The 13,990-nt window shown below is 40.6% G+C and carries 12 protein-coding genes; 9 read left to right on the top strand and 3 right to left on the bottom strand.

All coding sequences use genetic code 11. From position 1 onward, the window contains the following. The first annotated feature begins 93 nt into the window (after window positions 1-93). Window positions 94-948, top strand: coding sequence for an SPFH/Band 7/PHB domain protein (locus tag H0U71_04650; GenBank protein ID MBA2654343.1), 855 nt, complete (start codon window positions 94-96; stop codon window positions 946-948). A 160-nt stretch (window positions 949-1,108) separates the two neighbouring features. Here the strand turns inward: H0U71_04650 and H0U71_04655 are convergent, their stop codons facing one another. Beyond that, a complete protein-coding gene (locus tag H0U71_04655; GenBank protein ID MBA2654344.1) occupies window positions 1,109-2,539 on the bottom strand; it encodes an ankyrin repeat domain-containing protein in 1,431 nt (476 codons plus the stop codon). A 305-nt stretch (window positions 2,540-2,844) separates the two neighbouring features. Further along, window positions 2,845-3,111 carry an RNA-binding protein gene (locus tag H0U71_04660; GenBank protein ID MBA2654345.1) on the bottom strand — a complete coding sequence of 89 codons (267 nt, stop codon included), beginning with the start codon at window positions 3,109-3,111 and terminating at the stop codon, window positions 2,845-2,847. Between the two features lie 245 nt (window positions 3,112-3,356). On the opposite strand from H0U71_04660, the gene hemB reads away from it, so the two are divergent. The 8 genes from hemB to glpK all read left to right on the top strand — a co-directional run bounded on the left by hemB (window position 3,357) and on the right by glpK (window position 11,422). Beyond that, the gene (gene hemB, locus H0U71_04665; protein ID MBA2654346.1) at window positions 3,357-4,352 is read left to right on the top strand and encodes a porphobilinogen synthase; all 996 of its coding nucleotides are present in this window, start codon (window positions 3,357-3,359) and stop codon (window positions 4,350-4,352) included. Beyond that, on the top strand, window positions 4,349-5,707 hold the full coding sequence (gene radA, locus H0U71_04670) for a DNA repair protein RadA (GenBank protein MBA2654347.1): 1,359 nt from the start codon (window positions 4,349-4,351) through the stop codon (window positions 5,705-5,707). The genes hemB and radA overlap by 4 nt, the downstream gene beginning before the upstream one ends. 98 nt (window positions 5,708-5,805) lie before the next feature. Continuing rightward, a complete protein-coding gene (locus H0U71_04675; GenBank protein ID MBA2654348.1) occupies window positions 5,806-7,059 on the top strand; it encodes a serine hydroxymethyltransferase in 1,254 nt (417 codons plus the stop codon). Between the two features lie 56 nt (window positions 7,060-7,115). After that, window positions 7,116-7,592 carry a transcriptional regulator NrdR gene (nrdR, locus tag H0U71_04680; protein MBA2654349.1) on the top strand — a complete coding sequence of 159 codons (477 nt, stop codon included), beginning with the start codon at window positions 7,116-7,118 and terminating at the stop codon, window positions 7,590-7,592. Then, complete coding sequence (gene nusB / locus H0U71_04685; protein ID MBA2654350.1) at window positions 7,579-8,055, top strand: transcription antitermination factor NusB; 477 nt, start codon at window positions 7,579-7,581, stop codon at window positions 8,053-8,055. Before nrdR ends, nusB begins: the two co-directional genes overlap by 14 nt. Further along, window positions 8,055-9,023 (top strand): thiamine-phosphate kinase, encoded by a 969-nt coding sequence (gene thiL, locus H0U71_04690; GenBank protein ID MBA2654351.1) that lies wholly within the window; start codon window positions 8,055-8,057, stop codon window positions 9,021-9,023. The genes nusB and thiL overlap by 1 nt, the downstream gene beginning before the upstream one ends. Window positions 9,024-9,029: 6 nt before the next feature. Next, window positions 9,030-9,521 carry a phosphatidylglycerophosphatase A gene (locus H0U71_04695; protein ID MBA2654352.1) on the top strand — a complete coding sequence of 164 codons (492 nt, stop codon included), beginning with the start codon at window positions 9,030-9,032 and terminating at the stop codon, window positions 9,519-9,521. A 446-nt stretch (window positions 9,522-9,967) separates the two neighbouring features. After that, window positions 9,968-11,422, top strand: a complete 1,455-nt coding sequence (gene glpK / locus H0U71_04700; protein MBA2654353.1) for a glycerol kinase GlpK — start codon at window positions 9,968-9,970, stop codon at window positions 11,420-11,422. Between the two features lie 76 nt (window positions 11,423-11,498). Here the strand turns inward: glpK and H0U71_04705 are convergent, their stop codons facing one another. After that, window positions 11,499-13,766 carry an ankyrin repeat domain-containing protein gene (locus H0U71_04705; protein MBA2654354.1) on the bottom strand — a complete coding sequence of 756 codons (2,268 nt, stop codon included), beginning with the start codon at window positions 13,764-13,766 and terminating at the stop codon, window positions 11,499-11,501. Window positions 13,767-13,990 lie beyond the last annotated feature (224 nt).

The raw sequence follows: 13,990 nt of genomic DNA on the forward strand, positions 1-13,990 counted from the left end.
GTGGATAACTCTCGCAAGCTCGAGTTACCCACATACCCACAGGCTCAACAAATATTTTATTAATTTTAAGAGGGTGATATCTCCTAAAATTTAATTGGTTGCTGGTCTAGACATGGGGGTCACTTAAGAGTTCAAGTAGTTCTAGGAGAAGGTCGTCACTTTTTAGATTCTGCTACACATATCTTTAAAAAACATCTTAGTGTTAGACAGCAGGTGAAGAACCTTCATAACATACAAGTTAATACTGCCGATAATGTGCCTGTGGATGTTAAGGCAGATGTTTTTTATGAAATTACAGATCCTGATCTCGCTCTTCGATCACTTGAAGATATTAATACAGCTGTTGTGGAAAGAGCCGAAAATGCACTTGCTTCGGTATTTATGCATCATTCCTTAAAGGAAATTTCTCCTATCTCATTAAACATTGATGCAAAAATTGATTCTCAGCAGATTTTGAACATAGATGAAGATTCTGGTAAAAGAAGCAAACATGCACCTGTTGGCATTAATAATATAGTGCGTGAATTTGTAGCAGCATTATCAACCAATTTAAGTAAAGTAGGGATCAAATTACTTAATGTCGGGATTAATTCATTAACCATTACAGATAAAGCGCTGCAAAAGGAAATGGGACAACAGGCTGTAACATGGGCTACAACGGCTGCTGCATTCCAAATGGCCGAAAATAATAAAAAAATCACTATCACTACTGCTGAAGGTGCTGCACAATCAGTTGTATTAAAGGCTCAGGCGGAAGCGGACGCTGCCAGGGTACGTGCGCAAGGTTTTGTTGATGCCGGAAAGATTATTAATGAAGCCCCATTTGCAAAACAAATGATGTTTTTCGGAGCTCAGAAAGAAATCGCATCAGCAGCAAATACTGTAGTGTATCCAATGGACCTTCAAACTCCTCCTCAATTTGCTTTACCACTTTCACCAACCCGTTAATCATAATATAGCTTGATACGCAGCCAAAACCTGGCTGCGTTCTCTTACCTTTCTAAAAGCCACCAGCTTATTTTCGCAATCTAATAGGGTGGAGTAAAATATAATACCTATACACGCAACAAGAAGTGGCTTCTAATACACTTCTTTGATTATGTGCAATTTATCCTCTGCCTACGGAGTTGTTATTATTATTTTTCTCAGGGTTATTATTATCGACATGCAACCTAGCCCATATACTTTTTAGGTCCAGCTTCACCAATTCCGTATAAATCTTTTTGATTTTTTCTCCTGCATCGGTATTTTCATAAACGAGTGGTTGGGTAATGTGAGCGCGTGATTCCAATTGCTGAAGTAAAGTTCTAGCGCTTACAAGCTCAGAATTTTCTTTAAAAAAAGTTGAATTTGTTCTATGAGCAGGAATTACGATATGAGGAGGTATTGATTCTGTTTGGCAAATCATACTAGCTAGTTGAGCTTTTAATAGCACATAAGTAATCAAAGGTTTGATTGATGCTGAAATTGCATTTTCAAACTGATCATCTGTAAAATTAGCATGATTAAGTACAGATTGAACTATATGAAAATAGCCTCTACTCGCAGCAAATCTGAGTATGGATTCCCCTGCAGTATTAGATTGTCTTTTAACGTAATGTGCAGAACGATCAAAGCTATATTGGGAGAATAAAAAATCTATGATTGATAAATGGCCACATACTAAGCCGTAATTCAAAGGAAGCTCGCGTTTTCCGTTTATATAATGTGAGGCATGAATATCAGCGTTAAATTCATTAACTAACATTTTTAGAATATCAAGATGCCCGTGTCTGCAAGCGACGTGAATAGGGGATAACGTGCCAGGTGCAACATTCACATTCGCTCCTTTTTCAATTAATAAACGTGCCATTTCCTCAAGGCCATATTTCACTGCTAAATGAAGTGGCATATAGCCATTTTCTGAGTGACAGTTTAAATTCTGAGTGCTTATCTCTAATATTTTTTTTACAGCTTCAATTTGATTAAAAGATACTGCTAGCGGTAAGTCACATGAATCAATAGCAAATTCTATTTCCTCGAGATTTTTTTTATTTTCCTTATTTTCATTTTTTAAAACTTTGTAAAAGTGCCGCCACATTGTGTCGTCTTTTTTCTCTGCTATTAATCCAATTAGATTAATCGTCCCTATATGTGTGTTTTCCAAAAGACTAAATGTTATTTCTTCCATTTGTAGGGCATTTAGGTCTCGATCATGAATAAGCCTTATTATTCTTTTTACCTGAGGGCTAAAATCTTTATATTCACTTTTGTAAACGGCTATAAACCGCTCTCGATCGATAGAGATGTTACTGTTGATAAAATTTTCCCCATTACGTTTAACAAAGTAAAAATTTTTTCGTCTTTGCTGTTGCCAGAAAGAGGCAGTATGAAGATCTACCGTGCCAGTTAATATGGCCATTTTTTTGCATGTTATGCTCAAACTTAAGTAATCATAATAAGTTGTGAAGAACGCTATTGATAACATCAGTTCTGGGGGCAGGCCGCACCAGTTAAACGTGTCTTTCGGGTGGTTGAGTTCAGGGTTGTTTTGTGCCACTTACTACCTCTAAATATTATATAAAATGGTTTGCCATTTAATCATATAAATTTTAAAAATACTGTCATGGGTGTGTTTATTTTTCATGAATATGCACAAAAAATATTATTACTCATTTGAATTTTTTGGGGTGTCATTAATTTTATAATCTTTCATCAGGGCGACGAAATACACAAGCGCTATTTAAAACGCCTTAAAAATATTTAACGATGTATAGTAAAATGGAATAGAGAGTTTTTGAATTGGATTTATCGTGTGCAGAGAGAAATACGAGAACCTCCCCGCGAGGGGAGGTTTAAGAATTATTAACCTTCTTCTCGCTGAGTCTGTTTTCTGGCAAAGTTAACGCGGATGGTTCGTCCGTGTAATTCTTTTCCATTCATATTGAGGGCTTCTTTTGCTTGTTCTGGGTCAATAAAGGTTACAAAGCCAAACCCTTTAGAACGTCCAGATTCGCGATCTTTAATGATTTTTGCTTCTGTAATTTCACCGTAGGCAGAAAATGCAGTGATAAGGTCTTTGGTGTCGAGTCCGTAAGCAAGATTGCTTACAAAGATAGTTGTTTGAGACATAAGGGCTCCTGATACATAATAAAAAAAACTTTCATGGCAGTTAATCTAAAAGCAGCTAACAAACTGATTAAAAGAGCAATAAGCAATGAATCACCCAAATAGTAGTATATATTCTAGAGGCAGGCAAGTATTTTGAACCCGCTTCTGGCCAGAAATAGTGCCTGCTAGCAGGGTAAATGGTATAGAATTGCTTATCTATTTGATGGCTTGTGAGTGGTAGGAAGAGAGGTATTTTAATGTCAGTAATGAGTGCAAATTTTCCGCAGTCAAGAATGCGTCGCTTAAGATCGCATCCGCGGATTCAAGATTTAATTCGAGAAACAGAATTACAGGTGAATGATTTAATTTTTCCGCTATTTATTCACCATGGTGAAGGTATCAAAAATCCGATAAGTTCAATGCCGGGGATTTTTCAAATTAGTAATGATTATCTCGCAGCGGAGATAGCAGAGATAGAATCTCTCGGTATTCCTGGCGTTATATTATTTGGCATTCCAGAAGAGAAAGATCCCGAAGGGCTTTGTTCACTTGATTCTCAAGGTCTTATCCAAACTGCGATTAGAACCATAAAAAATGTCGCCCCCCAGTTACTAGTGATTTCAGATCTTTGTTTATGCGAATACACTGACCATGGACATTGTGGCGTGGTGAGTGATCGGACAGGACCACTCGATGTGGATAATGATTTGACCTTGGACATTTTAGTTAAGCAAGCAATCAGTCACGCTGAAGCAGGAGCAGATATTATTGCGCCCAGCGGTATGATCGATGGAATGGTGCAGGCTATTCGAAAAGCTTTAGATCAAGCTGGGTATGAATATCTACCCATTTTAAGTTATGCAATTAAATATTGCTCTTCCCTATACGGTCCTTTCAGAGAAGCTGCACAAGGAGCTCCTCAGTTTGGCAATCGAAGAACTTATCAGATGGATCCCGCCAATGGCAGGGAAGCGCTAAGAGAAGCTTCGCTCGACTTACACGAAGGCGCCGATATGCTAATGGTTAAACCCGCGCATGCTTACTTAGATGTTATCTGGCAAGTTAAGCAAAAATTCCCAGAGGTTCCTTTGGGGGCTTATCATGTGAGTGGTGAATATGCGATGATCAAGGCTGCCGCACAAAATAAGTGGTTAGATGAAAAAAAAGTAGCACTGGAAATTTTAACAGGTATTAAACGTGCAGGCGCAGATTTTATAATCACCTACTTTGCCAAAGAAATGGCTTATTGGTTAAAAAAATGAGTAAAACAAAAACGATTTATGCCTGTCAACATTGCGGTGCGCAAGCCCCAAAATGGGCAGGTCAATGCAGTGATTGCGGCAAATGGAATACCTTGATTGAAGATATTCTTACCTCCACTTCCCATAATCCTCGCTTTCAAGGCTACGCCAATGAAGTAACCAGCGTGCCCACCTTGCTATCGGAGGTTAAATTAAATGAATTAAGCAGAATTGGGTCGGGTCTTGAGGAGTTGGATTTGGTATTAGGAGGAGGGTTAGTGTCGGGATCCGTTATATTAATCGGTGGTGACCCTGGAATAGGTAAATCGACACTCTTATTACAAACGCTGTGTCATTTAAGTGAAAATCTCCCTTGTTTGTATGTCACGGGTGAAGAGTCACTGCAACAAGTAACTTTGCGTGCAAAAAGATTGCAACTTCCAGAAACTAAACTTCATTTATTAGCTGAAACACATGTCGAAAAAATTATCCAAATTGCGATGCGTGAAAAACCTAAAATAATGGTAATTGATTCGATACAAACTATTTTCACCGAAAGTATACAATCAGCGCCGGGAGGGGTTTCGCAAGTAAGGGAAAGCGCCGCTCAACTAGTGCGTTATGCAAAGCAATCCGGATGTGTGATGTTTTTGGTGGGACATGTCACTAAGGAAGGTACCCTCGCTGGGCCCCGGGTGTTAGAACACATGGTAGACACTGTCCTTTATTTTGAGGGTGAAAGTGACAATCGTTATCGTATTATTCGTGCAGTCAAAAATCGTTTTGGTGCCGTAAATGAACTGGGTGTTTTTGCAATGACCGATAAAGGATTGCGTCAAGTGAACAATCCTTCAGCCATCTTTTTATCTCACTATCAACATTCAGTTCCTGGCAGTAGTGTCATGGTGACCTGGGAGGGCAGCCGTCCTTTATTGGTTGAAATACAAGCATTAGTGGACGACAGTCATCTCGCTAATCCCAGGAGAGTTACTGTTGGTTTTGAGCATAATCGATTAGCTATGCTACTGGCCGTGTTGCATCGTCATGGGGGTATCGCCACCTATCAACAAGATGTTTTCGTCAATGTCGTTGGGGGCGTTAAGGTTACCGAAACGGGTATAGATTTAGCGCTTTTGCTAGCGGTGCTATCAAGTTTGAAGAACCGTCCTCTTACTTCTGAGTTAATTGTATTTGGAGAAGTCGGTTTGGCAGGCGAAATACGCCCGGTGCAAAGTGGACAAGAGCGCCTGCGTGAAGCCTCCAAGCATGGCTTTAAGACGGCGATTGTCCCCACTGCAAATGCCCCCAAGCGGCCCATCCCTCATTTGAAGGTCATTGCAGTGAGCCATCTTCGAGAAGCGCTCGAGCAGGTCTAATAATAAGAGAAGGTTTATTTGGATTGTTACTAGCACCATTTTAACCTATAGCCTATAATTTGCGTCTCTACCCAGCCGATCCCTCGAGGAGTGAATCAATGTTGCAAAATGATCTCTCAATTTCAGAATATGATCCTGAATTGTGGAATGCTATTGAGTCGGAGGCGCATCGCCAGGAGCAGCACATCGAACTGATTGCCTCTGAAAATTATGCTAGTTTGCGCGTTTTAGATGCCCAAGGCTCTGTATTGACCAACAAATATGCAGAAGGTTATCCCGGCAAGCGCTATTATGGGGGCTGCGAATATGTCGATGTAGCAGAACAACTTGCTATCAATCGCGCTAAAGAATTATTCGGTGCGGATTACGCTAACGTTCAACCGCATTCTGGGTCTCAAGCCAATGCAGCTGTCTATATGGCATTGTTAAATCCCGGCGATACCTTTCTCGGGATGAGTTTGGCGCATGGGGGACATTTAACCCACGGGTCAAAAGTAAATTTTTCAGGAAAAATTTATAATCCTGTCCTCTATGGACTTGATCCAGAAACAGGCGAAATCAATTACGACGAGGTAGAAAGATTAGCTCATGAACATCAGCCAAAATTAATAATGGCGGGTTTTTCGGCCTATTCTCGCATTGTTGATTGGCAACGTTTTCGAGAAATTGCCGATGCGGTGAATGCCTATTTCGTGGTAGACATGGCCCATGTTGCAGGATTAGTGGCTGTAGGTTTGTATCCATCTCCGGTGCAAATCGCTGATGTCACTACGTCTACTACCCACAAAACGTTGCGCGGTCCTCGGGGTGGTTTGATCCTTGCTAAAGCGAACCCCGATATTGAAAAAAAGCTAAACTCTGCCGTATTTCCTGGTTTGCAAGGCGGTCCGCTGATGCATGTTATTGCAGCGAAGGCCGTCGCTTTCAAAGAAGCTTTATACCCTGAGTTCAAAGCCTATCAGCAACAAGTTCTTAAAAACGCAAAAATGATGGCCCAAACCTTTTGCGAAAGAGGCTATACGATTGTGTCCGGTGGCACAGATAATCATTTATTTCTGGTTGATTTAACCGAGAAGAATATTACGGGAAAAGAGGCGGAAACCGCATTAGGGCTGGCGCATATCACGGTTAATAAAAATTCAATTCCTAATGACACACGTTCTCCCTTCATCACGAGTGGGCTGCGTATCGGAACCCCTGCGGTTACCACGCGAGGCTTCACAGAGTTGGAATGCACTATTTTATCTCAATGGATCTGCGATATTTTAGATGACATACAGAATGAACAAACCATCGCCGATGTTAGGCAGCAGGTTTCTGAAATTTGTGAACGCTTTCCTGTGTATGTTTAATATTCCCGCGTATTACGTTATGATCCCCTATTAATAAATCTTACATATGGTGATAAATGCATTGCCCTTTTTGTGCTGCCGAAGATTCCAAAGTTATTGACTCCAGATTAGTGAGTGAAAACAATCAAATCCGTCGTCGGCGTGAATGTACACGTTGCAAGGAACGTTTTACTACTTATGAGACAGCTGAACTTATATTACCGAGAATTATAAAAAATGATGGCAAAAGAAGCCCCTTTGATGAATATAAATTGCGAGCGGGAATGCTACGAGCACTAGAGAAAAGGCCTGTGAGTGTTGAGGTTATAGAAGGTGCGATTAATCGTATCCTGCATAAATTACGCTCTTCTGGCGAAAAAGAAATCACCTCGAAGTTTATCGGTGAGTTGGTCATGCGCGAGCTGCGCGGAATGGATCAAGTGGCTTATGTGCGTTTTGCCTCTGTATACCGCAGTTTTCAAGATGTAAATGCTTTTAAAGAAGAAATCAATCGACTAGAAATTAACCAAGAAGAAATTGATGAGCAAACATAAATCTATAGAACGCCATAAGGCGCGTGAATTTGCTATGCAGGCGATCTATCAATGGCAGTATACCCAAGACTCGCCAACAGAAATTGAGCTGCAGTTTCGTGCCGACAATGACATGACTACCGCAGATACAGACTACTTTAGTGAGCTGTTACATAAAATACCTAAGCATCTTATCCAGATAGATGAATATATCGAAAAAGTGATTGATCGACCTTTTCATGAACTCAACCCTGTTGAGTTAGCTATTTTACGTATTGCTATTTATGAGTTTATTTATCGCCATGATGTCCCTTATAAAGTAGTTATTAATGAAGCGCTGCAAGTCACTAAAACATTTGGCGCTACAGAGGCCTTTAAATACGTCAATGGTGTCCTAGACACGCTCGCTGCTGAACTACGGCCTTTGGAAGTAACATTACATCGTTCTAAAGGTCCGGCTGCACCTAAAAAGAAGGCTGAATAATGCCATTAGGCGAGTTTGACATTATAGACAACTATTTTAATAAAAAGAGGCACCGTAGAGACGTTTTAGTTGGTATTGGAGATGATTGTGCCATCCTAACTCCTCCTTCAGATAAAAATATTCTCGTCACTATCGACACACTAAATCTGAATACGCATTTTTTCCCGGATACCGATCCGGCAGATATAGGGTATAAATCTCTTGCCGTTAGCTTAAGCGATTTAGCCGCCATGGGAGGAGAGCCGGCATGGACTTTACTTGCCCTTAGCTTACCCGAAGCGGATGAACACTGGCTGGAAAAGTTTTCCAGCGGATTTTTTGCTGCGATGGATCCTTTTAATATGGATCTGGTGGGCGGGAATATCGCTAGAGGCCCGCTTTCAATTACGACCCAGCTTATTGGTTTCACGGACAAAGAAAAGCATCTTACCCGCTCTGGGGCAAAAACGGATGATCTTATTTACGTAACAGGTGTAATAGGCGATGCTGCCTTAGCATTAGCCCTGCACAATAATCAAATTAAAGAGGCTTTATTCACCGCAGAAGAAACCGAATTCTTAATGAATCGTCTTTGGCGTCCCCCCTCTCGGATTCAAGAAGGACAATCGATTAAGCCTATAGCTAACGCTGCGATTGATATTTCCGATGGATTACTTGCCGACCTAGGTCATCTCTTAACTCAAAGTAACGTGGGAGCCACGGTATATGCTGACAAAATTCCCTTTTCGGCCAGTTTGGGAAAAGTCGATCCCTTACTAAGAAGTAACCTATTGTTAAGTGAAGGGGATGATTATGAACTCTGCTTTACCATTTCGCCGGATAACGTGGCCTTATTAGATGAATTATCTGAACGTCATCATTTCAAATTTACTTGTATAGGACAGATAAATAACCGTTTGGGCTTAAGAGTAAAGGATAAGCGGGGTCATAATCTGGATGTTGAAAAGATGGGTTATCAACATTTTTGAGGTGATATGACTAAACAAATCTCGCGAGAAGTATTCACCGATCCCATTACCTTCCTGTCTTTTGGCTTTGGCACCGGGCTCTTACCCTCTATGCCGGGTACTTGGGGTACCTTAATTGCCATTCCCTTTTATTTGTTGTTTCGCTCATTTCCCTGGCAACTCTATTTGGCACTGGTTTTGGTTACCTTTGTTGTTGGTATTTGGATGTGTGAGCAAACAGAAAAGAAATGCGGTGTGCATGATGATCCTGGCATTGTATGGGATGAGCTTGTCGGATATTGGACGACAATGTTTCTTGCCCCCGCGGGGTTATTCTGGGTCATCATCGGATTTTTGTTATTTCGCTTTTTTGACATTTTTAAACCTTGGCCGATTGGGTGGTTAAATAGACATGCTTCCGGTGGTTGGGGAGTCATGATTGATGACTTTGTGGCAGGCATATTTTCCTTTATTTTATTACAAATTTTAGCCTGGATTATTTCCGTTCTCATTGGCTAATGAGAGGAAGTACTTCTCATATGAGTTGTATGTCATTGAATTGTAATGGTTGCTGGTTGGTGCTCAAAGTTATTAACAAAGTCTGTGGATAACTTTGTGGAGAAAATATCAATAACTCTCCTAAACCCTTGTTCTAATTTGATCTATTTAAATTGACTAGTTTTTAAGCATGTAAATAAAGTATATATTAATCAACGAGTTAATATTTAAAGGGCTGCTAAAGTTAAAGAGAAGGATCCTTGCTAAGTTTTATTAACTTTTTAGTTAACACTGTGTATAAATAAATCGTTACCCTCTTATAACTTATGTCGTTGAGCCCCTTGTTTTGTTTAAATCAAAGGCCTAGTAACTGATTTAAAATCACTACTAATGAGAATTTGGCAACAACATTCAGCCAAATATGGATGTTCGCATCGAGAGGCTAACAGTCACATTCAGGAAGGGATATGCTGAAGACATTAATCATTGATCAAGGGACGACAAGTACGCGCGCCATGCTTTTTACCCCTCACGGAGAGCCGATCTCCTCTCATCAAATCGAACTTAAACAATACTTTCCCCAATCTGGATGGGTGGAGCATGACCCCGAGGAAATTTGGTCAGCAGTCAAGACATGCTGTGCAACTCTTTTAGCAACCATGCCCAGAAATAAGGTTGTGTTAGGCATTACCAATCAACGTGAAACCACCATTTTGTGGGACAAAGACTCTGGGGAACCCATCAGCCGCGCGATTGTTTGGCAAGATCGTCGGACTGCCGATTACTGCAATCAGCTTAAGGGCGAGCAATTAGAGCCTATTATCTATCAAAAAACAGGCCTATTGCTCGACCCTTATTTTTCCGCCTCGAAAATTAAATGGCTATTAAATAACATCCCTCACGCATTTGAACGAGCAAAGAAAGGTAAACTTCTTTTCGGTACTATTGATAGTTTTTTACTTTGGCGGCTGACAGGCGGTAAGGTACACGCCACGGATGTTACCAATGCGTCAAGAACCGCTTTATTGAACATCCAGACAAGACAATGGGATGATGACTTACTTGAAATTTTTGCCATACCGCGGCAAATATTGCCGATGGTTAAAAATAATATTGATGATTTCGGAACAACCGCTGAGAAGATGTTTGGCTACGCTATTCCTATTGTCGCCATGATGGGGGATCAACAAGCAGCCATGATTGGGCAAGGTTGTCTCAATGAGGGTGATGCAAAATGTACCTATGGTACCGGCTGTTTTTTAATGATCAACACCGGTGAAAAGAGGGTGGTTTCAACGAATAGATTACTCAACACGATCGCTTTTTCCTTAAACGATATTGTTAATTATGCCAATGAGGGTAGCATTTTTGCGGCAGGTAGCATTATCAAATGGTTTCGCGATGGTCTTAAAATAATTCAAACAGCCGCTGAAACTGAAATTCTCGCAAACAGTCTCTCCAGTAATGAGGGTGTTTATTTAGTGCCTGCCTTCACAGGGCTGGGTGCCCCTTATTGGGACGCGAATGTCAGAGGTGCGCTTTACGGGTTAACCCGAGACACCCAACGCGCTCATATTGTAAGGGCAGGCTTAGAAGCGATCGCTTATCAGACTAAGGACTTGTTAGCAAATGAAGCTATTGTCTTAAAACAGCTAAAAGTAGATGGTGGGGTGACCGGCAATAAATGGTTGATGCAATTTTTAGCCGACATCTTACAAATACCTATCGTGGTGAGTCCGCTTCAAGAAGCCACGGCCCTCGGAGTCGCTTATCTCGCTTCGCTAAGTATCGGTCAGATTAAATCTTTAGAAGAGATCACTGCTTTTTCTCAGCCCGGAAAAATGTTTACCCCAACCATGGTTCTTAATCAGGCACTAGAACTTTACGCTAAGTGGCAAGTTGCGATTGAAAAAACGCGGTAGTTATTTAGCGTAACTACTCGCCCCTAGAAGTGGACGTCCTAGCCAACGAATCACTTTGGGTGCGAGTAGATACTATTTAGCTACCAATCTTTAAAATATTGTTTTGATTGAAGTTATCGTCCGCAGGCTGTTGGTTATTGTTGTTGATATCAGCTTCAGCGTTAATCAACTGAGCATTGGCTACCTTAGCTTTCGGTAAGCTATCAGTGACTACATCAATTGCAAAGTCTAATAAGCAGCGCATTTCACCCAATTGGTTACCTTTGAAATTATTCCGACAATTTTCTAGATTACTTAAGAGTTTCCTCAATTCATCGTTGGTCCCGGTATTCAAATTAATACCATCAAAGACCTTGTCCATTACGTCATGATGGTGGCGAAAAAAGTAGGTTACGGGGCGGCTGTATGCCTTAAATAGTTTGCGTAGACACGTTGCTAGATTCACAGCTGGTTGCTGTAAGGTATGCAATTGTTGCACGAGATTGTGATATTTTTCTATGTATTCCACGCTTTCGTCTAAGGACTTGTGTACCATCACATAATAATTACTCTTGAAAGCAAACATAGAAAGTTTACCACAGTTACTACTTCTCAATATGGCGGTAATTTTGTTCATGCCCTTCACATCCATGTCCTTTCTGAAATCGTTGTCCAATATACTGATAAGCAAAAATTCTATTTTCTCGTGCTTGTTTAGAAGGTGAGGTAAGAGTATCTGATCTCTTGCTTCCAGATCGTGGGCAGCTGCACTAGGAAAGACTAAGTTTTTGAGAGGTTGAGGGCTAGTCCATGCTCCTTTCTCCGTTAATAATTTGACAATGTCATGAGAAATGGGCTTGAGCATTAACGCCATAGTTAAGGGGGTAAAAATTCGGTGGATTGTTTCCTCAAAAGTATTCGTATAGGTTGCTGATGTCATATAGGAATTTGGATCTGCTCCTTGCTCAAGAAAATTCTGTACCGCGTTTTGATCTCTGGCTACTACCGCTTTGAATAAAAGCTTATGGCTATCTATTAACTCTTTATATTTGAATTCAATGTCCTTCTCACGGCAATAAGAAATAAGATAAGAAATAATGTTGTATTTGCCAGCTTTTGCGGCAGTTTCACTTAACTTTGTAATCAGTGAAGCATCAAGAGGAGTATCCGGATTTTTTTCTAACCAAAATTTTAATATTTGAAGATTATTGGAGTCTACTACTCGCGAGAAAGGGATTGGCGGAATTTTTGTATAGAGTTGCAATAAGCTTACATGGCTAAGTTCCACAGGATTATTCTTAAAGTACCCTTCTAAATGCACAAACACATTCAGGTGCTGGGCTCCGAAAGTTATATTCATCCCGGTGTGTATCTCTGAGAAAGAAATGTTTGTGTTTTCGCAATAGTCCAAGATGGCTAGGAGGGGGTTTTTAATAGAGGTGGCCAATGTACTTTCTGTAAGAAGAACTTTTGCAATAGCATGATTGTTGGTTTGCAAAGCGATATCAAGCAGAGTGAAGCCATTCTCGTCCTCACCCTCATCTGAGAGGCGAGCAACATCTAGCAAAGTGTGTCCATCATTGGCTGAGGGGGAGGCCAATTTTTCTTTAAAATACATGAAGGCGTCATAATCGCCTGCTCGTATTACGTGTGATAGCAAATGGTTGTTTTTGATTATACTTAGCAGCTGAGAGCTATACTCACTCCCCACTTTAGCATGGTCGAGATAAACTTGTGCTATTTTATAGCGGCCATTGCTTACAGCCGACAAAAAAATACAATTTTTTAAACTGTCATGGCATTCGGGTAAAAGTAGTCTGAGGATTTCAAGTGATTCATTATTTGCCGCTATCATTAAGGCATTATCTAAATCTTTTATCTCATTATGATCTGCATTGATAAATTTCCTAACTAGATCAGTGTTGCCATTATGAACGGCATATTCAAGTGGCAGCCGCCCTAAACCATCTTCTTTTTTGAATAATGGTTTTTGCGTTGGACGATCTAGTGGGAATAAGCGGAGTATTTCTCCGCGATCATTGCTACGAATAGCGCGATGGAAATCTTTTTCCTCCTTAGTTAATTCTCTCACTGCTGTAGAGGTCAACGCGTCAGCGGTTTGTATGTCATTATTATGTAAAGATAGTCTAGTTACATCTTCAGGTAAAAAATGAGATATCACTTCCTTAGATTTTTTCGATTGAAAGCTAACTACTCCTTCCCGCAGGTATCGGCAAACTTGCGCGAGTTGCCCTAAGTCTTTGGTCTTTGTTGAAAAGATTACCCTTTCGAGGATCTCTTTGGGTAAAGTGGCCAGTTTATCTGTTGGCTCGTTATTTTCAAGTTCGTTTTCATTGGTAAACATAGACTTCTCTCGTCGCTAAATTAATATATTAATTAAACATATTATAGAATAGGTTTATTAAATTAATATTAAATGGATTTATCCCATTCATCAGTGTCATGGCAACCGCATCAAAAACCCCCTTGACAAACATTTGAGGCTTGAATTTCCCTGGATTTCGCTACGCTACATCCAGGCTACTTTGAGGGTGTTGTAGCCTGGATGTAGCGTAGCGAAATCCAGGG

It is taken from the genome of Gammaproteobacteria bacterium, from assembly GCA_013697705.1.
GTDB lineage: Bacteria > Pseudomonadota > Gammaproteobacteria > UBA6002 > UBA6002 > UBA6002.

Bases quoted from the DNA above. Each gene is read 5' to 3' on its own strand.
- nusB (MBA2654350.1), top strand. From the start codon at position 7,579: ATGAGCAAACATAAATCTATAGAACGCCATAAGGCGCGTGAATTTGCT.
- radA (MBA2654347.1), top strand. From the start codon at position 4,349: ATGAGTAAAACAAAAACGATTTATGCCTGTCAACATTGCGGTGCGCAA.
- hemB (MBA2654346.1), top strand. From the start codon at position 3,357: ATGAGTGCAAATTTTCCGCAGTCAAGAATGCGTCGCTTAAGATCGCAT.
- H0U71_04660 (MBA2654345.1), bottom strand. From the start codon at position 3,111: ATGTCTCAAACAACTATCTTTGTAAGCAATCTTGCTTACGGACTCGAC.
- H0U71_04675 (MBA2654348.1), top strand. From the start codon at position 5,806: ATGTTGCAAAATGATCTCTCAATTTCAGAATATGATCCTGAATTGTGG.
- glpK (MBA2654353.1), top strand. From the start codon at position 9,968: ATGCTGAAGACATTAATCATTGATCAAGGGACGACAAGTACGCGCGCC.
- H0U71_04705 (MBA2654354.1), bottom strand. From the start codon at position 13,766: ATGTTTACCAATGAAAACGAACTTGAAAATAACGAGCCAACAGATAAA.
- thiL (MBA2654351.1), top strand. From the start codon at position 8,055: ATGCCATTAGGCGAGTTTGACATTATAGACAACTATTTTAATAAAAAG.
- H0U71_04695 (MBA2654352.1), top strand. From the start codon at position 9,030: ATGACTAAACAAATCTCGCGAGAAGTATTCACCGATCCCATTACCTTC.
- nrdR (MBA2654349.1), top strand. From the start codon at position 7,116: ATGCATTGCCCTTTTTGTGCTGCCGAAGATTCCAAAGTTATTGACTCC.